General features: G+C 59.2%; 15 protein-coding genes and 4 tRNA genes. 14 read left to right on the top strand and 5 right to left on the bottom strand.

Features of this window, described 5'->3' with window-relative positions:
• Positions 1-58: 58 nt before the first annotated feature.
• From TL5118_RS17605 to TL5118_RS17575, 7 genes are all read left to right on the top strand, one after another.
• A complete protein-coding gene (locus TL5118_RS17605) occupies positions 59-523 on the top strand; it encodes an HU family DNA-binding protein (protein WP_082626330.1) in 465 nt (154 codons plus the stop codon).
• Positions 524-542: 19 nt separating this feature from the next.
• A tRNA-Val gene (locus TL5118_RS17600) sits at positions 543-617 on the top strand.
• A gap of 298 nt (positions 618-915) precedes the next feature.
• Entirely contained in the window at positions 916-1884 is a 969-nt protein-coding gene (locus TL5118_RS17595; RefSeq protein WP_082626329.1) for a Bug family tripartite tricarboxylate transporter substrate binding protein, read from the top strand.
• A 99-nt stretch (positions 1885-1983) separates the two neighbouring features.
• A tRNA-Val gene (locus TL5118_RS17590) sits at positions 1984-2059 on the top strand.
• Between the two features lie 295 nt (positions 2060-2354).
• Positions 2355-2430 (top strand) — tRNA-Val (locus TL5118_RS17585).
• 154 nt (positions 2431-2584) lie between these two features.
• Entirely contained in the window at positions 2585-3520 is a 936-nt protein-coding gene (locus TL5118_RS17580; RefSeq protein WP_058244157.1) for a pirin family protein, read from the top strand.
• Positions 3521-3681: 161 nt separating this feature from the next.
• A tRNA-Asp gene (locus TL5118_RS17575) sits at positions 3682-3758 on the top strand.
• Between the two features lie 95 nt (positions 3759-3853).
• Here TL5118_RS17575 and TL5118_RS17570 read toward each other — a convergent pair.
• Positions 3854-4624 carry a hypothetical protein gene (locus TL5118_RS17570; protein ID WP_058244156.1) on the bottom strand — a complete coding sequence of 257 codons (771 nt, stop codon included), beginning with the start codon at positions 4622-4624 and terminating at the stop codon, positions 3854-3856.
• A gap of 149 nt (positions 4625-4773) precedes the next feature.
• On the opposite strand from TL5118_RS17570, the gene TL5118_RS17565 reads away from it, so the two are divergent.
• On the top strand, positions 4774-5649 hold the full coding sequence (locus tag TL5118_RS17565) for a glycosyltransferase family protein (protein ID WP_058244155.1): 876 nt from the start codon (positions 4774-4776) through the stop codon (positions 5647-5649).
• Between the two features lie 2 nt (positions 5650-5651).
• Here TL5118_RS17565 and TL5118_RS17560 read toward each other — a convergent pair whose 3' ends face one another.
• Both TL5118_RS17560 and TL5118_RS17555 read right to left on the bottom strand, forming a co-directional pair.
• Positions 5652-6503 carry an alpha/beta fold hydrolase gene (locus TL5118_RS17560; protein WP_058244154.1) on the bottom strand — a complete coding sequence of 284 codons (852 nt, stop codon included), beginning with the start codon at positions 6501-6503 and terminating at the stop codon, positions 5652-5654.
• A gap of 136 nt (positions 6504-6639) precedes the next feature.
• The gene (locus TL5118_RS17555) at positions 6640-8028 is read right to left on the bottom strand and encodes a dipeptidase (protein ID WP_058244153.1); all 1389 of its coding nucleotides are present in this window, start codon (positions 8026-8028) and stop codon (positions 6640-6642) included.
• A 259-nt stretch (positions 8029-8287) separates the two neighbouring features.
• Between TL5118_RS17555 and hemA the strand changes: the two genes are divergently transcribed.
• From hemA to ispG, 3 genes are all read left to right on the top strand, one after another.
• Positions 8288-9511, top strand: coding sequence for a 5-aminolevulinate synthase (gene hemA / locus TL5118_RS17550; RefSeq protein ID WP_058244152.1), 1224 nt, complete (start codon positions 8288-8290; stop codon positions 9509-9511).
• 107 nt (positions 9512-9618) lie between these two features.
• Positions 9619-10803 carry a helix-turn-helix domain-containing protein gene (locus tag TL5118_RS17545; protein WP_058244151.1) on the top strand — a complete coding sequence of 395 codons (1185 nt, stop codon included), beginning with the start codon at positions 9619-9621 and terminating at the stop codon, positions 10801-10803.
• A gap of 121 nt (positions 10804-10924) precedes the next feature.
• Entirely contained in the window at positions 10925-12052 is a 1128-nt protein-coding gene (ispG, locus tag TL5118_RS17540; RefSeq protein WP_058244150.1) for a flavodoxin-dependent (E)-4-hydroxy-3-methylbut-2-enyl-diphosphate synthase, read from the top strand.
• 77 nt (positions 12053-12129) lie between these two features.
• On the opposite strand, the gene TL5118_RS17535 is transcribed toward ispG, so the two are convergent.
• Complete coding sequence (locus TL5118_RS17535) at positions 12130-12879, bottom strand: DsbA family protein (protein ID WP_306345426.1); 750 nt, start codon at positions 12877-12879, stop codon at positions 12130-12132.
• A gap of 2 nt (positions 12880-12881) precedes the next feature.
• A complete protein-coding gene (locus TL5118_RS17530) occupies positions 12882-14216 on the bottom strand; it encodes a M48 family metalloprotease (protein WP_242601809.1) in 1335 nt (444 codons plus the stop codon).
• 60 nt (positions 14217-14276) lie between these two features.
• Here TL5118_RS17530 and TL5118_RS17525 point away from each other — a divergent pair, with 60 nt between their 5' ends.
• The 3 genes from TL5118_RS17525 (at position 14277) to TL5118_RS17515 (ending at position 19449) form a co-directional block, all read left to right on the top strand.
• The gene (locus TL5118_RS17525) at positions 14277-15425 is read left to right on the top strand and encodes a pyridoxal phosphate-dependent aminotransferase (RefSeq protein ID WP_058244147.1); all 1149 of its coding nucleotides are present in this window, start codon (positions 14277-14279) and stop codon (positions 15423-15425) included.
• Positions 15426-15549: 124 nt separating this feature from the next.
• On the top strand, positions 15550-16776 hold the full coding sequence (locus TL5118_RS17520) for an N-acetylmuramoyl-L-alanine amidase (protein WP_082626328.1): 1227 nt from the start codon (positions 15550-15552) through the stop codon (positions 16774-16776).
• 123 nt (positions 16777-16899) lie between these two features.
• Positions 16900-19449 carry a penicillin-binding protein 1A gene (locus TL5118_RS17515; protein WP_058244145.1) on the top strand — a complete coding sequence of 850 codons (2550 nt, stop codon included), beginning with the start codon at positions 16900-16902 and terminating at the stop codon, positions 19447-19449.
• Positions 19450-19534: the final 85 nt, after the last annotated feature.

The raw sequence follows: 19534 nt of genomic DNA, 5'->3' as shown, positions 1-19534 counted from the left end.
GTGATTTGTGAATAGATGAGCAACAATAAAACGATAAAAATCGGCGCAGAGGCACCTCATGACACGCACGAGCACAAAGACGAGCAAGACCACCCGCAGTACCGCCACACGCAGCACCGCGGCCAAGACGACCCGCAAACCTGCGGCGAAATCGACCCTTCCGAAAACCCGCAAATCCAGCGCCGCAGCAACCCCAGCCGCAGATGCGCCAGAGGCCGTGGTGGTGCAGGAATCGGTTCCAGTGTCGGATCTGGGGGAGCTGAAGAAAGTTGAGCTGATCGAAATGATCGTGGAGCGCACCGGCGTTAAGAAACGCGATGCGAAACCAACCATTGAGGCAGCATTGCAGATCCTTGGTGAGGCGCTGGCCGAAGGGCGTGAGCTGAACCTACAGCCACTGGGCAAGATCCGCGTTAACCGGATGAAAAAACTGTCCAGCGCCCGGGTGATGACCTGCAAAGTGCGGCAGACCATCAAGGAAGAAACCACCGAACCGGAACCGCTTGCCGAAGCGGCGGAGTGACGCTAGACGGCGCGCCATCGGGTGATTAGCTCAGTGGTAGAGCGCTTCGTTCACATCGAAGATGTCAGGAGTTCAAATCTCTTATCACCCACCATCTTCTCCGTGATCTCATGATCTCAAAAGGCGCTCCCCAACCCGGGTTGAGCGCCTTTTTATTTCCTGGACCAACCCGGCACCATCTTGCCCGATGGGCAATGCGCATTTCCTTCAACACTCCTTTGGCTTGCGTAAAATAATTCCCGCATTGTAATGCATTGAAATGGCCCGCCTTAGGCGGGTAAAAGTGCAAGAAGTGAAATAAAGGCTGGTTTGCCAATGCTCCAAGGCTAAGTCGCAAGGAACGGGTGGCAGCATTGGCTGTCGTGGGATGAGACTGCAGAGGGAAAGACGCAATGAAAGTGTTCACGAAAATCTGCATCGGCGCTTCGGTGGTGCTGGGTGGATTTGCCGGCAACCTCCTGTCTCATCCTCAAGAAGCCTGGGCGCAGCAGTATCCTGAACGCACGGTGGAGGTTGTCACCCATGCCGACGCCGGTGGTGGCACCGATGTAACCACACGGATGATGATGCTGCGGGGGCGGCGGGAGTTGCGCACCGATATGGTGGTGGTGAACCGGCCCGGCAAAGGCGGCGCTGCTGCGCTGGCCTATATGATGTCTCAGGCCGCTGACGGCCATACGCTGCTGACCTTCACCAGCGGTCATGCAGCGGCAATTGCTTTGGGCCTCAGCGATGTGGGGGTTGGCGATTTGCGGGCCATTGCCCGGGGAACTGACGATCCGCAGATCCTGATGGCGCGTTGTGGCGCCTTTGAAGACGGCGCTGCGCTGATCGCGGCGCAGCAGGCGGGCAGCCTGACCTACGGCGTCACACAGCTGCGCGGCGTGGATGAGCTGACGGCCAAACTCTTTGCTCAGCGCAGCGACAGCCACATGCCGCAACTTTTGGTTTACTCGGGCGGGGCGACGCTGGCGCAGGCCGTAGTGGACGGCGCGGTGCAGGTTGCAGTGCTCAACTACGGTGAGGCTGGGGGCCAGCTAGAAGGTGGCAGCCTTTGCCCCCTGATCGTTCTGGCAGAGGACCGCATGTCCCAACTACCGAACACCCCAACAGGGCAGGAGCTGGGGGTTGAGCTGGCGCTATCGACGGTGCGGGGTTTTGCCGTGCATCGTGATACACCAGATGATGTGGTCGCCCAATTAGAGGAAGCGTTGTTAACAGCAATGCGTCATCCGCTCTATCAGGGGTATCTGACCTCGGTCGGATTGGACGAAAAATCGGTTGCAGGAGCGGAGATCTGGGGCGAACAGATCAAAGCGATGGTATCGCAGATGCAGCAGAGTTTCGGTGAGCTGAAGTAGCGCTATGCCAACGGTCGTCTAAGGTTGAGAAACTTTTTATCACCGAAATGCAAAACGCCCCTTGCAGCGCCCCAAAGGTTTGGATAAACCGCGCCTCACGGGTCGTTAGCTCAGTTGGTAGAGCGCTTCGTTTACACCGAAGATGTCGGGAGTTCGAGCCTCTCACGACCCACCATTCCCCCTTCTATGAATGCTCTACCTTGGTGACACTGGGTCGCTTGCCCCTGCTGTAACTCGGAATGCTCCTCCGAAAATTCAAATCCTATAGGGGCCAACCGCGTAGATAGCTGACTTTCAGCTCTGTGCTGTTTTCCAGATTTGATCAGGGCTCTGGTTTGTATTGCAGACCATCACAGGTCACCGCCGCTTGAGTCCGCGAACCGCCCAAAACCAGCGCCAGACAGAATTCGGAAAAAAGTGTGACAGCCCCCCTTGCACCTGCCTGAGGCTTTGGATAGACAACGCCTCACGGGTCGTTAGCTCAGTTGGTAGAGCGCTTCGTTTACACCGAAGATGTCGGGAGTTCGAGCCTCTCACGACCCACCATTTTTCCTTTAAATCAGCCGCTTAGATCACTTGGTCGGTGTTGCGTTTGCTCTGTTGCCATCAGATCTCTGCATTTGTGCACAGATCCTGTCGGGCGATGGGGATTTTGCAGTTCTGCTAACGCTCTATGTTGGGTCTCAAAGGAGGCACCGATATGAGTTGGAACCCACTGCTAGATATTCACACGCCAATTGGCGATCAGGTGGATCAGATTGAAACCGTCATTGTGCCGCGCGCGCGTGATCTGGGTGGCTTTGAGGTGCGCCGCGCCCTGCCGCATGGGCGTCGCCAGATGGTTGGACCGTTTATTTTCTTTGATCAGATGGGGCCGGCCGAGTTTCTGACCGGGCAGGGCATCGATGTGCGCCCACATCCCCATATTGGGCTGGGCACGGTGACCTACCTCTACAAAGGGCGGCTGCATCATCGAGATTCCCTTGGCACCGATCAGTGGATCGAACCCGGTGCCGTGAACTGGATGAAGGCTGGCTACGGCATCACCCATTCTGAACGCACCGATGAAGAGATGCGCGAAAAACCGTTCAACATGTTTGGCATTCAGACGTGGCTGGCGCTGCCGGAAGGCCATGAAGATGACGCGCCCCTGTTTCATCACACACCCAAAGCGGACCTGCCGATCCTGGAAGGCGAGGGCAAGGAAATGCGCCTGATTCTGGGGCACGCCTACGGTGTTGAGGCCCCGGTGCCGATGCCATTTGATGTGTTCTACGGCGACGTGAAGATGCAGGCCGGGGCGCAGCTGCCATTGCCAGACGATCATGAGGACCGCGCGGTCTATGTGATTGAGGGGGAGGTCAGCCAAGCCGGTCAGACCTATGAACCGGGCCGCATGCTGGTGTTCCGTCCGGGCGATTCCATTTCCATCACCGCAGGCGGGCAGGGCGCGCGGGTGCTGATTCTGGGCGGCGAAATCCTGAACGGACCGCGCCACATCTGGTGGAACTTCGTCGCCTCCAGCAAAGAAAGGATTGAGGCCGCAAAAGAAGCCTGGCGTGCAGGGGATTGGGCCCATGGTCGATTCCAGCTGCCCCCCGGCGATGACGGCGAATTCATCCCTCTGCCCGATTGATTTGGTGGCGGTGAAAAGAAAATTTCGCCGCCATCCTCAATGAAAAAAGGGGGCTCACCGCGGGGCGGAAACTTTTGTGATTTTTGTGACATGATCCGCTTGACGCCACCGGTGGCTCAGCATAAACACCCCTCACGCTCAAGACGATGAGCGAACAGTGAGCGGTTGTAGCTCAGTTGGTTAGAGTACCGGCCTGTCACGCCGGGGGTCGCGGGTTCGAGCCCCGTCAACCGCGCCACTTCTTCCTTCGGGAAGAAACAAAGCACCCTCCGGGGTGCTTTTGTGGTTTTAGGACCTGTGGATTTTTGGCGCCGCCCCGGTCAGTCCCTTTGGTCAGGACGGGTAGTGATACCCAAGGTGGGTTTCCAGTTTCATATCCAACGCTCTGCGCATGAAGGCGCGGTCCTCTTCTGACATCTCACCCGGGGTCTCACCACGTTGTTCGCGTGGAACCGACAGGTTGAAGCGATTGCCCAGACGACGGTTCACCGTTTTGATGAAATCGCGCTGCATCGACAGCTCCGCAGCCTCTGCCAGCCAGCGCACGAACCCTTCGGGATCCGCCTGCACCGATTCCGCCCGCACCAGCGCCATATTGCAGGACCGGTTCAACATGCCCAGCAGGCAGGCCATCTTGACCGAGCGCATTTGGAACAGGTTTTCAAACGGGCGGCCGGTGATCGGGTGGCGGTCAAACTGCAGCTCCAGCCCTTGCGTTTGGCCTTTCATTTCGCCCACCACCTCTTCGAAATCCGCTTCTCTGTCGACAATGCCGCGCCAGGGGGTGCGGATGAAGGTTGAGAAATCATTGGCCTGCAGGGCCGGGTCCAGATGCCAGGGACGTTTGTGCATCGACAGCGCCCAGGCCTCAGCGTTGCGCACCACGCCGATCATCAGGAAATCACGGGGGATCGCCACCATATGCGGCACCGCATGTTTCCAGCCCAGCGATTCCGTGCGCACGATATGCAGGTTTTTCTCGATCATCTTGCGCACCAGATTGGTGGCAGATCCGCGTTCTCCGAACACTTGGAAATGGGTCAACGGCACTGAATGAGGGCGGTTGAGGTGATAGCCCGTTTCCTGAAATTCCTTGGAGACCATAAATCGCTTTCCTTGCAGTTTCGGGTCAAATGCCCCGGCATCTTCGCGACCATATTTTAATTCTCAAATTGCTTCAAACGGGTTAGACCAAAGGGGACTAACGCCGTGTGAAACAACGGTGAAATCAAAAACCGAAGCGGGTAGGGCCTATGCAGTCGACAGCAGCCATCGTCACCATGGTGCGGGATGATCATTTCTTCCTCAAGGCCTGGCTGCGCCACTATGGTCCGATCTTCGGGCGCGAAAACCTCTACATCGTGAACCATGGCCGTGGCCGGGGGGTGGAGGAACTGGCCGAGGGCTGCAATATTATCGGCATTCCCGGCGATCCGCATAAGAACTTTGATATGAAGCGCTGGCGGCTTTTGAACAACCTCGTGATGGGGCTGCGCAGCTACTACAATCATGTGATCGTTGGCGACGTGGATGAGCTGGTGGTCATCGACCCCGAAGAAGGTAAAACGCTGCTGGAATATCTGGAAGAGCAGCCGATCCGCCGGGTGCTGACGCCGCTGGGGCTGGAGGTGATCCACCGTATTGATGTCGAGCCTGAGGCGATCACAGACACAATCCTGGGCCCGCGCCGCCACGTGCGACTGGCGCCGCATTACTCCAAACCTTGCGTGATTTCCGCCGGGACTAAGATCGCCCGTGGTGGCCATTTCACCCAATACGGCAAGCTGTTCACGCCAGATTGCCTGTACCTGATGCACCTGAAGTTCTGCGATTTCCCGGAATATGTCGCCGCCATGGATCGCCGCAACGCCGTCACCGGTGAAATTGGCGATGACATCAAGGAAATCTCAATTGGCCGCCATTGGTTTGCTGAGGCCCGCGGCGAAGATCGCGCCACCTTTGAGGGCTTTGCTGATCTCGAAATGGTCGAAGGTTTTGACATGCGGCCCTACCGTCGCAAGATGCAGCGCAGTTTCGGGCCGCGCGGCGACACCGGTTTTTACAACTTTGCCCGGCCGGATTATCAGCTGCAGTTTCATCTGCCTGAGCGGTTTTCCGGGATCTTCTGAAGCTATGGCAAAAAGCGGTTGAGCGCCGCCAGCGTCTCCTCCGGATGGGTGTCGGGGAAGAAATGACCACCGGGCACCGCTTCGGCTCGTAGATCGCTGCAGCGCGCCTGCCAGGTTGCGGGCACATCGTAGGCCTTTGCCATCGCCCCATCCGCCCCGTAGAGCACCAGCGTCGGGCAATGGACCTGCCGGTCCAGATCCGCTGCGTCCAGATCAAAATCCACCTCTAGGGCGGCACGGTAATCGTTGCACATGCCGCGCACCACCTCCGGATCCGCCCAGGCTGCGCGATAGGCGGCCATCTGGCCCGCGTCAAATCCATCAGGATCCGCCGCGCCCCAACCCTGCAGACAGGACATGAAATAGGCCTCCGGGTCGGCGGAAATCATGGTTTCCGGCAGTGGCGAAGGTTGGGCCAGAAAGAACCAGTGATAATAGGCCTTGGCCACATGGCGGTTAAGATCGCTGAGCAACAGATGCGTTGGCACAATGTCCATCATCGTCAGGCTCTGCACCGCCGCTGCGTTGTCCAGCGCCATGCGATGCGCGGTGCGCCCGCCGCGGTCATGGCCCACCAGATGAAACCGCGCAAAGCCCAAATGCGCCATCAGATCAACCTGATCCAGCGCCATTTGGCGAAAGCTGTAATCTGCAACCTCCTGCGGCTTGCCTGAGGCGCCATAGCCGCGCAAATCCGGCGTCACCACTGTGAACCGCGCGGCCAAAGCATCGGCGATCGGGCCCCACATGGCGCGGGTCTGTGGGAAGCCATGCAGCAGCAACAAGCCCGGCCCGCTGCCGCGCAGATCATAGGTGATATCAACTCCGTTCACCTGCTGTGTTCCGCTTTGCATCAGCTGTTCCTTTGTGAGTATTTGGGGATCGTTGAAAGGCGCTTTCATCGTTTCAAAAATACTCTGGGGGGATGAATTGCTGAAAGCAAGAAGGGGGGCAACGCCCCCCCTCCATATTCGTTCAGTTCTGCCAGGTTTACTTGGCGATCGCATCCATGATCCGCGCCCAGCTGCGGATGCCCTTGTGGAAACTCTTCAGGTCGTATTTCTCATTCGGCGAGTGGATGGCATCATCGTCATTGGCATAGCCCACCAGCATCGAATCAAGGCCCAGGATGGTGTTGAAGTATCCAACCACCGGGATCGAGCCGCCCATGCCGGTGAACACGGCCTCGCGGTTCCATTCGTCCGACAGCGCGCCACGGGCGGCTTCGAACTCGGGGCGGTCTAGGTTCATCACTGAGGCGGGCGAGCCTTCCAGGTCGTTGTCCCATTCGACGCTGATATCGGTCGACAGGCGGTCCTCAACGTGTTTGCGGATCTTGTCGCGCAGCTTGTCAGGGTCCATATCGCCGACCAGACGGCAGGTGATTTTACAATGTGCCTTCGACGGCAGTACGGTTTTGGAACCAACACCGTTGTAGCCACCCCAGAGGCCGTTCACCTCCAGCGTTGGGCGGGCCCATTGCTGCTCCAGTGTCGAATAGCCTTTTTCGCCATGGGCTTTGGTGTAGCCGACGGAGTTCAGATACTCCGCCTCATCAAAGCCGCAGTTTTCCCACTGACGCAGCTGGTCTGCGGGCACTTCATGCACACCTTCGTAGAACCCTTCAACGGCAACAGCACCGGTTTCATCGTTGTAGAAACTGTCGACAATCCGCGACATCTCGCGCAGCGGGTTCAGGCCAGGGCCGCCGTAGTGACCCGAGTGTAGATCAATGCGCGGGCCGGTCAGGGTGAACTCATCCTTCAGCATGCCGCGCAGCTGCGAGGCAATCGACGGCACGCCGCGCGACACCATTGAGGTGTCACAGACCAGCGCCAGATCGGCCTGCAGTTCTTCGCGGTGGGCCTCAAGGAACGGGATCAGCGAGGGCGAGCCTGATTCTTCTTCGCCTTCGAAGAAGAAGGTGATGCGGCAGGGCAGTGTGCCATGTACGGCCTTCCAGGCGCGGCAGGCCTCAACAAAGGTCATAAGCTGACCCTTGTCATCGGAGGAACCGCGGCCGCGGATCACCGTGCCATGTTCGGTCTCTTCGAGCTGCGGCTCAAACGGCGGGTTGTCCCACAGATCCAGCGGATCCACCGGCTGCACATCATAGTGGCCGTAAAACAGCACATGCGGCGCGCCTGCGGGGGCGTCGTTGATGTGGCCCACAACCATCGGATGGCCCGGGGTTTCACGTTTGGCGGCGTCGACGCCCATGGATTTCAGGTCTGCCACCAGCCAGTCCGCTGCGCTGTCGCAGTCGGCTTTATAAGCAGGGTCGGTCGAAATCGAAGGGATTCGCAATAGATCCATCAGACGTTCGGTTGCGGTGCTGATGTCCTCATCAATCTGGGACAATACGGGTTCCAGCGCCATTGGCTTCTCCTTTTTGTTGAAGGGGGCGCGAAAATCGCCTGCCACTTCCTCTGCGGCGCAAAGTAACAGCGCTTTTGGGGTTGTCCACCGGTACGCTTGATGCAAGTCAAAGCGAAAAGGAGCGTCAATTTGTAATCTTTTTTGCAGATTGCCGTCGTAGTATATGATACTACAAAATGTGAATATGTTACGTGATGGGATGTAACGGTTGAAAATCGCCCATCAGACGAACCGCCGAGCCAGAATAAGGACGAGCCAAGTGGATTATACTGCCAAACTCGATGACGCGCTGAACAAGCTGCACGAAGAAGGGCGTTACCGTACCTTCATTGATATCGAGCGGGAGAAGGGGAATTTCCCCCATGCCATGTGGACCCGTCCTGATGGCGACAAGCAGCCGATCACCGTGTGGTGCGGTAATGATTACCTTGGCATGGGCCAGCATCCCGTGGTTCTGGCCGCGATGCATGAGGCCGTGGATGCCACTGGCGCAGGTTCTGGTGGGACACGCAACATTTCCGGCACTACGGTTTATCACAAACGGCTGGAGGCGGAACTGGCGGATCTGCACCGCAAAGAGGCGGCGCTGCTGTTCACCTCAGCCTATATCGCCAATGACGCGACACTGTCGACGCTGCCCAAACTGTTCCCCGGGTTGATCATCTACTCGGATGAGCTGAACCACGCCTCGATGATCGAAGGGGTGCGCCGCAATGGCGGGGCCAAGCGTATTTTCCGCCACAATGATGCGGCCCATCTGCGTGAACTGCTGGCGGCGGATGATCCTGCGGCCCCCAAACTGATTGCTTTTGAGTCCGTTTATTCGATGGACGGCGATTTTGGTCCGATTGAAGAGATCTGCGATCTGGCGGATGAGTTTGGCGCGCTGACCTATATTGATGAGGTCCATGCTGTTGGCATGTACGGCCCGCGTGGTGGCGGCGTTACCGAGCGTGACAACCTTGCCCACCGGATCGACATCATCAATGGCACCCTGGCCAAAGCTTATGGCGTGATGGGCGGCTACATTGCGGCGTCGGCGAAAATGTGTGACGCGATTCGCTCCTACGCGCCGGGCTTCATCTTCACCACCTCACTGCCGCCGGCTGTTGCGGCGGGTGCTGCGGCCTCAGTTGCGCATCTGAAGCAAGATCAGGAACTGCGTGAACAGCACCAGACCCAGGCCAAAATCCTAAAGCTGCGGCTCAAGGGTCTGGGCCTGCCGATTATCGATCATGGCAGCCATATCGTGCCGGTGATTGTCGGCAATCCTGTGCACACCAAACTGATGAGTGACATGCTGCTGGAAGGCTTCGGCATCTATGTCCAGCCGATCAATTTCCCGACTGTGCCACGCGGCACGGAACGTTTGCGCTTCACCCCATCGCCGGTGCATGGGCCTGAGGAAATGGACAAGCTGGTCAAGGCTCTGGACGAGCTATGGTCGCATTGTGCGCTGAATCGTGCCGATATGAGTGCCTAAAACCATATCTGGTGTAAAAAACCTTGCCATATGCTACGCTGAGCGAAACAAAGGTCACGTTCGAATCGTGACGGTTCTGAGGGCGAATCGCTGATAGGGCAGTGGGGATGATAAGGCGTAAAGCACCGAAAATTTCGGAAGACGATGTCGTGAAGCCTATGGGCTTTGACGACTTTGAGCAGCGGCTCGGCGATATGATGCGCGGGGAGCGCGCCACCATGGGCAAGTCGCTGCTGGATGTTCAACGGGAATTGCGCATCAAAGCGGCCTATGTGGCTGCCATCGAAAACTGTGATCCTTCTGCCTTTGATACGCCCGGTTTCATCGCGGGCTACGTGCGATCCTACGCCCGCTATCTGGGGCTTGACCCGGAAGAGGCTTTTGCAACCTTTTGTGCGGAAAGCGGCTTCACCACCGCCCACGGCATGTCCGAAGCGGCCTCCGGCCTGCGCCGCAAAGAAGTGATCGCCAGCCCCAGCCTTGGCGCCAATGATCCGTTTGCATCGTCGACAACCCCGTTCGCCCCGGCCAAAGACGGCTTTTTTGCCAACATCGAACCTGGCGCGATTGGATCGTCCCTGGTGCTGCTGGGATTGATCGCGGCGATTGGCTATGGCGGCTGGTCGGTTTTGAATGAAATCCAGCGGGTGCAATTCGCCCCGGTGGAGCAGAGCCCGAATGTTCTGGCGGAACTGGATCCGGTTGCGCCAAGCCTGCCGTCTGAGGCGGCGCAGGGGGATGTTGCTGTTGCAGGTGTCTTCACACCTCCGGCAGATGCGCTGGACCGCCTTTACCGTCCGCAGGCCCTGGATGTGCCTGTGCTGGTGGCGCGGGATGCACCGATTTCGACGCTGGACCCCACGATGGTAGGCAGCTTTAAGCCAGAGGAGCCGCAGATCGATTTTGCGGCCATGTCTGCAGATCCTGAACCGCCAGCCCCCAGCGTGCCGCAGGTTGTCGAAGCCGCTGCACCCGGTGTGGAGATGGTGGCAGTACGTCCCGCTTGGGTGCGGGTCCGTGCTGCCGATGGCTCGGTCATCTTCGAAGGCATTATGGAACCGGGTGACACCTGGAAGGTGCCGCAAACCGAAGAGGCGCCGACCCTACGGGTGGGCGAAAGCGGTGCGATTTACTTTACCGTCAATGGCGAACACTACGGTCCTGCCGGTCCGCGTGGTGTCGTGACCGCAAAACTGGCGCTGTCGGTTGATAACCTGACCGCCAAATACACCGTTGCCGCGCTCGAAGATCATCAGGAGCTGGCCAGCACCGTTGCGGAACTGCAGCGCTAGGGCAGGCGAAGGCCACCTACCTAAATATGCACATCGATATGCGGCGCTGAGGCAATTGCAGCAGCGCCGTTCTCGCACTATGTAAGGGCCAAAGCCTTAGCCCACCGATGGGAACCGATCCATGTCGCTGAACCACGTCCGCCCTTGGCGCAACATCTATCGCCGCGAAAGCCGCCAGATCCATGTGGGCAACGTGCCTGTGGGGGGCGGTGCGCCGATCTCTGTGCAGACGATGACCAACACGATCACCTCGGACGCCAAGGCAACGATTGAACAGGTGTTGCGGGCCGCGGATGCAGGGGCCGACATTGTGCGCGTCTCTGTGCCGGATGTGGACAGCTCCAAAGCGTTGAAAGAGATCGTGAAGGAAAGTCCGGTGCCAATCGTGGCGGACATCCATTTCCACTACAAACGCGGCATTGAGGCTGCTGAGGCCGGTGCTGCCTGCCTGCGGATCAACCCGGGCAACATCGGCAGTGAAAAGAAAGTCAAAGAGGTCATTCAGGCCGCACGGGACAACAATTGTTCTATGCGGATCGGTGTGAACGCCGGGTCTTTGGAAAAACACCTGCTGGAAAAATACGGTGAACCCTGTCCGGATGCGATGGTCGAAAGCGGCCTGGATCACATCAAGATCCTGCAGGACAATGACTTTCACGAGTTTAAGATCTCGGTCAAAGCCTCGGATGTTTTCATGTCCGCTGCGGCCTATCAGCAGCTGGCCGATGCCACCGATGCGCCGATCCATCTGGGGATTACCGAGGCGGGCGGGCTGATGTCCGGCACGGTGAAATCCGCCATTGGTCTGGGCCAACTTCTGTGGATGGGCATTGGCGATACCATGCGTGTCAGCCTGTCCGCCGACCCGGTGGAAGAGGTGAAAATGGGCTTTGAAATCCTCAAATCCCTAGGCCTGCGGCATCGCGGCGTGAACATCATTTCCTGCCCCAGCTGTGCGCGTCAGGGGTTTGATGTGATCAAAACCGTGGAAACGCTGGAACGCCGTCTGGAGCATGTGAAAACCCCGATGAGCCTTAGCATCATCGGCTGTGTGGTGAATGGCCCGGGCGAAGCGTTGATGACCGATGTCGGGTTTACCGGCGGCGGGGCTGGCAGCGGCATGGTCTATCTGGCCGGTAAAGCCAGCCATAAGATGAGCAATGACCAGATGGTGGATCACATCGTGGAAGAGGTGGAAAAACGCGCCGCCGCGATTGAAGAAGAGGCGGCGCAAGACGCTGCTGAGTAACCATCAACCGTTTGTTGGAAAGCATAAAGGCAGCCCCGGGGGGGCTGCCTTTTGTCGTTTGTCGGGTTTACCGGCGCTTACATTTCAGCGCGGATGGCTGCGATCAGTTCCTGCATGCCGTTCAGGGGCACATAGCCACGCAGCATCTGGTCCTGGATCACAAAGGTCGGCGTGCCCGAAATCGACAGGGCGCTGGCAACCTGATGGGTGTCGGCGATCTGCTGGCTCACCTCTGGATCATCGATCATCGCCAGGATCGCGTCGCCATCCAGACCCAGCTTGCCGGCAACCTTTTTCAGCGACCCTTCAGTGACCTTGCCGCGATACTGCATCAGCGCATCGTTCATACGGGCATAGGCGTCATCGCCGGCCACCTTGCGGGTGGCGATTGCAAAGCGTGAGGCCAGAACCGACTCCTCACCGAGGATCGGAAACTCTTTTACGATGAAGCGGATGTTCTTGTCACCGGCGATCAGCTGTTTGACTTCCTCATGGGCCTTTTTGCAGTAGCCACAACGGTAGTCCAGAAACTCAACCATCACGACGTCGCCTTCAGGGTTGCCCGCTTCAAAGTCGCGGTCATCCTCAAACAGCGCTGGTGCCAGTTGACGGACCAGCAATTGATCATTGGCCGCTTCCAGCTCAGCCTGCTGCTGCTGATACAGCTCATAGGCTTCGATGATAACTGCAGGATTTTCCAGCAGGTAGCTGCGCACGGCTTGGCCAAAAGCATCACGTTCCGCCGCGTTCATCGCGCTCAGGTCCAAGGCCTGCGCCGGCAGGGCAAGGGTGGCAAACGTGGCAACGCTGGCAAGGAGCTTCTTCATGGTCATTTCCTTTTTTTCTTTTTGGCCTGAGCCTCAGATGCAGAGAGCACATCCTGAGCGCGAAGCCAAGGGGCAGAGCCGCGCGGCAAAAGACTGGCGGCGCGTTTGGAATGGATCAGGGCATTGTCGAATTGGCTGAGCAGGGCATAGCGTTCTGCCGTCAGGAGCGAGGCCATGCCCATCTGGCCCAGTTGGGCATAGGCGGTGGCCATGTCGCGCAGAACGCCGCTGTTGCGGAAATCCTTCTGGCGTGCCTTTTCCAACACCCCCAGCGCGGTTTTCGGCTGTTTCGTCAGCAGCAAGGCCCGGCCTTGGCCACCGAGGATCAGCGCGTTGTTCGGCGCCAGGCTAGCGGCCTTGCTATAGGCGTTGACGGCGGCGTTCAGTTGCAGGCTCTCCAACAGGATCTGGCCACGCAACTCTTGCAGATAGGGGTCTTTGGGGCGGGTTGCGACGGCCTTGTTGATATGGCTGATCGCCTTTTCGGTCTGCGAATTGCGATGATAGGCCACCGCCTGTCGCATCAGTTTGATGTCTTGGCTTGCACTGTCTTTGGCGCGGCGCAGGGTCCAGCTGGGCGCCCGCAAAAAGGCCGAGAGTTTGCCTTGAGCGCGGGCGAACCAGTAGTCTGCCGTTTTGCTGTCCGCAGGTTTCTTGGTCACCGCACTGCTGAGGGCGGTCACCGCCCGCACGCGGTCCCGGCTGAGCGGGTGGGTGCGGGCATAGGGATCCTGACGATGCTCGCTCAGCAACTCCTGCCCACGAAAGAGGTTTAGCACCTCAAGGAAGGCTTTCGGATCAATGTTTGCCGCCGCCATATACCTAATGGCGGATGCATCCGCGGCGCTTTCTTCCGCCCGGGTATGCCCCTTAAAGACACGTTCTGCAGAACTGGCGGATCCCAGCGAAATCCCGGTGGCGGCACTTGGGTCAGCCCCTGCCGCCGCGGCCGCCACTGCCAGCGCCAGCCCCAGCGCCGCTGCTGAGCGGGCCGCGCGGGCGTTTTGCGGTCGACGCGCCAGATGCCCGTTGGCGATATGGGCGGCCTCATGGGCCACAACAGCCTGCAATTCGGCTGCGGATTTCATTTTCAGGATCAGGCCGGAGTGTAGGAAAATATGGCGATTGTCGACGACAAAGGCGTTTAGCGACGGATCCTTGATGACCAGCACTTTGATCGAACCGGCTGACAGGCCGGCCGCATCCAGCACCGGTTTGGCCAACCGACCTAAGGCGTATTCAATATCGGGATCGCGCAACAGCGTTGCCGCCAGCGTCGCAATTGGCTGCAGCACCAGCACAGCCGCCACCATAATAACTTTCACCAATCCGGTCATTGACGCTGCACCTGTTTCACAGTCAAAGGGCATAAAGTGACGGCAGCATGGGAGATAGCGATGCGGAACTCAAGGCGCTCTGAGGTGGATCCCTTTATTGTGATGGATGTGATGGAGGCCGCGCGCGCCGCTGAGGAGGCAGGCCGCGACATTATCCATATGGAAGTGGGGCAACCGGGCACCGCAGCGCCCGCCGCGGCCCGCGCCGCCCTGGCGCAAGCGATGGAGCAAGGCAGCCTGGGCTACACGGTTGCTTTGGGCCTGCCGGAACTGCGCAAGCGCATCGCGCGGATGTATGGCGACTGGTACAATGTGGATCTGGATTGGAACCGTGTGGTGATCACACCGGGCTCCTCCGGCGCGTTTCTGCTGACCTTCACCTCGCTCTTTGACACGAGCGATCGCGTCGGCATCGGCGCCCCGGGCTACCCGTCTTATCGCCAGATCCTGTCCGCCCTCGATCTGACACCGGTGGACCTGCAAAGCTCGACCGCGAACCGGTTGCAGCCGGTGCCCGCGGATTTTGCCGATCAGAACCTCAACGGTCTGATGGTGGCCTCCCCGGCGAACCCCTCGGGCACCATGCTGGATCGCGGTGCGATGCAGGGCTTGATTGACGCCTGTCAGGCGGGTGGGGTCAGCTTCATCTCGGATGAGATCTACCATGGCATCGAATATGAGGCGAAGGCGGTCACCGCACTGGAATTGACCGATGACTGCTATGTCATCAATTCTTTCTCCAAATATTTCTCGATGACCGGCTGGCGCTGCGGCTGGATGGTGGTGCCCGAAGACCATGTGCGCGTCATCGAACGTCTGGCGCAGAACATGTTTATCTGTTCACCTCACGCCAGCCAGATCGTCGCCCTGCACGCGATGGATTGCGAGGAGGAGCTGGAAGCCAACATGCAGGTCTACCGCAAGAACCGGCAATTGATGTTGGAGGGGCTGCCAAAGGCAGGCTTCACCAAAATCGCCCCACCGGATGGCGCCTTCTTCGTCTATGCCGATGTCAGCGACCTGACCACAGACAGCCGCGCCTTTGCCGCCGAGATCCTGGAACAGGCAGGCGTTGCCGTTACGCCTGGCCTTGATTTCGATCCGGTGCGTGGCGCCGGTACGCTGCGGTTTTCCTATGCGCGTGAAACCGCGCAGATCGAGGAAGGCCTGTTGCGGCTGCAGCGTTTTATGGCAGCGCGCAGCGCCTGAGGCAGCTGCGAGACCTTGAGTATTTAAGAAACAGTGAAGAGCGCGGTCAGCGGTTTGCGGCAGCCCTTCGCTTTTCTGGTCTGTTTGGCTAGGCTGGTCGGCAACGAGAACGGGGGCGAATCCGGTGAGCAGGCTGATCAAGATTTGGATGGTGGCCCTGTGGTCGATGCTGGCAGGCATGGCGCAGGCGCAGGAGTTGAGCGGTCTGGCCCGGGTTGAGGTGGGGCGCTCGCAGATCACGGATACCCGAGGCGGTGGGATCGAGTTGCGGCTTGGCCTGACCCAAGGCGTGCCTTACCGGGTTTACACGCTGGAAGCGCCGGAGCGGCTGGTGCTGGACTTTCGTGAGGTGGACTGGCGCGGTGTGACGCAGGAGGCGCTTTTGAACGCCGATGCGGTTGAGGGCTTGCGCTTTGGGGGCGTGCGCCCCGGCTGGTCGCGGATGGTGGTGGACCTGGCGGGACCGCTGGCCATTGAGACCGTGGAGATGGTGCTGGACGACAGCACCGGCGCGGCGGATCTGACTGTGGCGCTGAGTGCTGTGAGCGCGGAGCGTTTCACCGAGGTTTCAGGCGCGCCCTATGATCCGCGCTGGGATCTGCCGCCGGTCAGTGGCATGGCCAAGGTGACTGCGCTGCCCGGTGAGGGCCCCTTGCGGGTGATGCTGGATCCCGGCCACGGCGGCATTGATCCAGGCGCCGAGCGGGATGGCTATAATGAGAAAGAGCTGATGCTGTCCTTTGCGCTGGAGCTTAAAGAAACGCTTTTGAGATCAGGCGGTTTTGAGGTGATGCTGACGCGGGACGAAGATCGCTTTGTCTCACTGGAACGCCGTGTTGCCCTGGCGCATGAGCAGGGTGCCCATGTCTTTATCTCACTGCACGCCGATGCCTTGGCCGCCGGTCAGGCGCATGGTGCAACGGTGCATCTGCTGTCTGACAGCGCCTCTGACGCGGCTTCGGCCAAATTGGCGGAGCGCCATGACCGCGATGATATCCTGTCGGGCGTGGATCTGACCGGCCAGGACGATGTGGTGGCGGATGTTCTGCTGGATCTGGCGCGGCAGGAAACCAAGCCGCGCGCCAAACGGCTGGCTGAGGCCATGGTGGAGGGGATCCGGGCCACTGGCGCGCCGATGAACAAACGGCCGCTGCGCCATGCAGGGTTTTCGGTGCTAAAGGCGGCCGATATCCCTTCGGTCCTCTTGGAGGTTGGCTTTATGTCCAGCCCCCGGGATCTGGAAAACCTGACCAATCGGCAATGGCGGATTTCTGTTGCTGCGGGCATTCGCGATGCGCTGCGGGCCTGGGCGCGGGAGGACGCGGCGCTGTCCCAATTGGTGCGGCAGTAGCCTCTCACAGGGCCCGGAGCAGCGGCAAAACATAGCCCAAGCGCTGCGTTTCACCCCAACTTGTTTTGACGCTCAAGGTGGGGGTGACTATAGAGTGGGCAGAACAAGACAAGGACGGCATTTGTGCTGAGGTTCATTCTATCGTTTTTCGGGGGCATCTTCACCCTGATCACCCTAGGAATTGCGGTCGCTGCGCTGAGCATCGGCTCGATTTTCTACATCTATGGTCGTGATCTGCCGAGCCATGAGGCGCTGGCGCAATATACGCCCCCGACCATCAGCCGGATCTATTCCGGTGAAGGGCGGATGATCGATGAATTTGCCAAAGAACGCCGCCTGTTCACCCCCGCCGAAGAGATCCCGGATCTGGTGAAATACGCCTTCATCTCGGCGGAAGATAAGAACTTCTACACCCACAAGGGCTATGATGCCCGCGGCATTGCCGCGGCTGCGGTTGAGGCGGTGCGCTCACGTGGTCAATCGGTGCGCGGTGCCTCGACCATCACCCAGCAGGTGATGAAGAACTTCCTCCTGGGCGGCGAACGCCGCATTGAGCGGAAGATCAAAGAGATCATCCTTGCGACCCGCGTGGAACAGACGCTGAGCAAAGAGCAGATCCTTGAGCTCTACATGAATGAGATTTTCCTCGGCCAGAACTCCTACGGGGTGACGGCGGCGGCGCAGACCTATTTCAACAAAACCCTCAGCGAACTCAGCCCGCATGAGGCCGCGACACTGGCGTCGATGCCGAAAGCACCGGGCAAATTCCACCCCGTGCGCAACAAAGAGCGTGTGCTGGCGCGGCGGAACTTCGTGCTGAAGGAAATGTCCGAAAACGGCTATATCACCGAAGCCGCCTATCTGGCCCAGAAAGAACTGCCGCTGCGTTCGGTGCAGAACGGCGATTTTGAAAGCTTCAAATCCGCCCTGCCACCGCGGGATTACTTCACCGATGAGATCCGCCGCCAGCTGAGCCGCGATTTCGGGGAGGAACAGTTCTTTTCCGGCGGGATGACCGTACGGGCCACTGTGGACCCTGATCTGCAGATCAAAGCCGCCGAAGCACTGCGCCGTGGGCTGGAGGATTATGACCGCAAACAAGGCGTTTGGCGTGGCACTGGTGTGACCATACCCGCCGATCAGCTGGGCAGCGAAGAGGCCTGGCGCGCTGCGTTGGCCGAAGCGGACGTGCCGCGTGACATCACGCTGAACGGCAAATGGCATCCGGCTGTTGTGCTGCGTCAGGGCAACAACGACGTGCGCATTGGTATCGAAGGCGTGGATGAGGGCGAGGACGGTCATTGGATCATCGGCAAAGATGTGACCTGGGCCGCACCTTTGCTAGAAGATGACAAAGTTGGCCGCAAGGCAAAAAACGCACCTGATCTTCTGAATGTTGGCGATGTGGTTCTGGTCCGTGCCCTGACCAAGGATGAAGATGGCAGCTTCGTGCGCTGGACCCTGCGCCAGGTGCCTGAAATCCAGGGTGGTTTCATGGCGATGGACGTCAACACCGGCCGTGTGATCGCGATGCAGGGGGGCTTCAGCTACCAGCATTCGGTGTTTAACCGCACCACCCAGGCGCAGCGTCAGCCGGGGTCATCGTTCAAACCCTTCGTTTACGCGGCAGCGCTGGACAGTGGCTATTCGCCGGCAACCATCGTGATCGACGCCCCGATTGAGGTGAACACACCGCAGGGTCTGTGGCGCCCCAAGAACTCGTCAAACAAATTCTACGGCCCCACGCCACTGCGCACCGGGATTGAGCAATCGCGAAACCTGATGACCATCCGTCTGGCGCAAGAGGTCGGCATGGATGTGATCGCCAACTACGCCGAACGTTTTGGCGTATATGACGATATGGGGCAGTTCCTGGCGAACTCACTGGGGGCAGATGAAACCACGCTGTACAAAATGGTGGCCGCCTATGCGATGTTTGCCAATGGCGGGGAGCGGGTTGAGCCGACGCTGGTGGACCGTATTCAGGACCGCTATGGCCAGACCATCTATCGCCACGATCAACGCGATTGTGTGGAATGTGAACTGGCTGAGCTGCCTGTGGATCAAAGCCCGCGCATTGTAAGCAACCGGGCCCGCGTGATGGATGAAACCACCGCGTATCAGCTGACCTCAATGATGAAAGGTGTGGTTGACCGCGGCACGGCGACTAACATTCGTGTTGGTGTGCCGATTGCTGGCAAAACCGGGACCACCAATGACTCACGCGATGTCTGGTTCGTCGGCTTTTCCTCCAACATCGTGGCAGGCTGCTACATGGGCCATGACAACCCGCGCCCGCTGGGCCGCGGCGCGTATGGCGGCACCATGTGTGGTCCGGTCTTTGCCGAGTTTATGAAAGAAGCGGTGCAGCGGTATGGCGGCGGCGCGTTTGAGGTGCCTGAGGGCGGCCGTTTCATCAAAATCGACCGCTTCACTGGTGAGCGCCTGCCAGATGAAGCCAGCGGTGAGGCCGTTGTGGCCGAGTTTTTCCGCGATGGTGAGGAGCCGCTCTTCGGGATCACCTTCGACGGTGGCTTTGCCATGGGTGCGAACCTGCCCCTGTTCAATGAGGTGCAGGAAGTCGGCCAAGAGGTTACCACCTCCACCGGGCGGACAACGGTGGTTGGGCCCAAGGCCAGCTTCGGTTCGGTCTCCTCGGGGGGTCTGTACTAGCGCACACATTTGCCTGATAATTCAAAGCACCCTGCGTCAGTGCGCAGGGTGTTTTTGTTTGCGCAGATCACGCCCTCTAGGCGGG

This window comes from Thalassovita autumnalis (assembly GCF_001458255.1).
Classification (GTDB): Bacteria; Pseudomonadota; Alphaproteobacteria; order Rhodobacterales; family Rhodobacteraceae; genus Thalassobius; species Thalassobius autumnalis.
The sequence above is the reverse complement of the archived record's forward strand: the minus strand, read 5'-3'. Positions and strand labels throughout refer to the sequence as shown.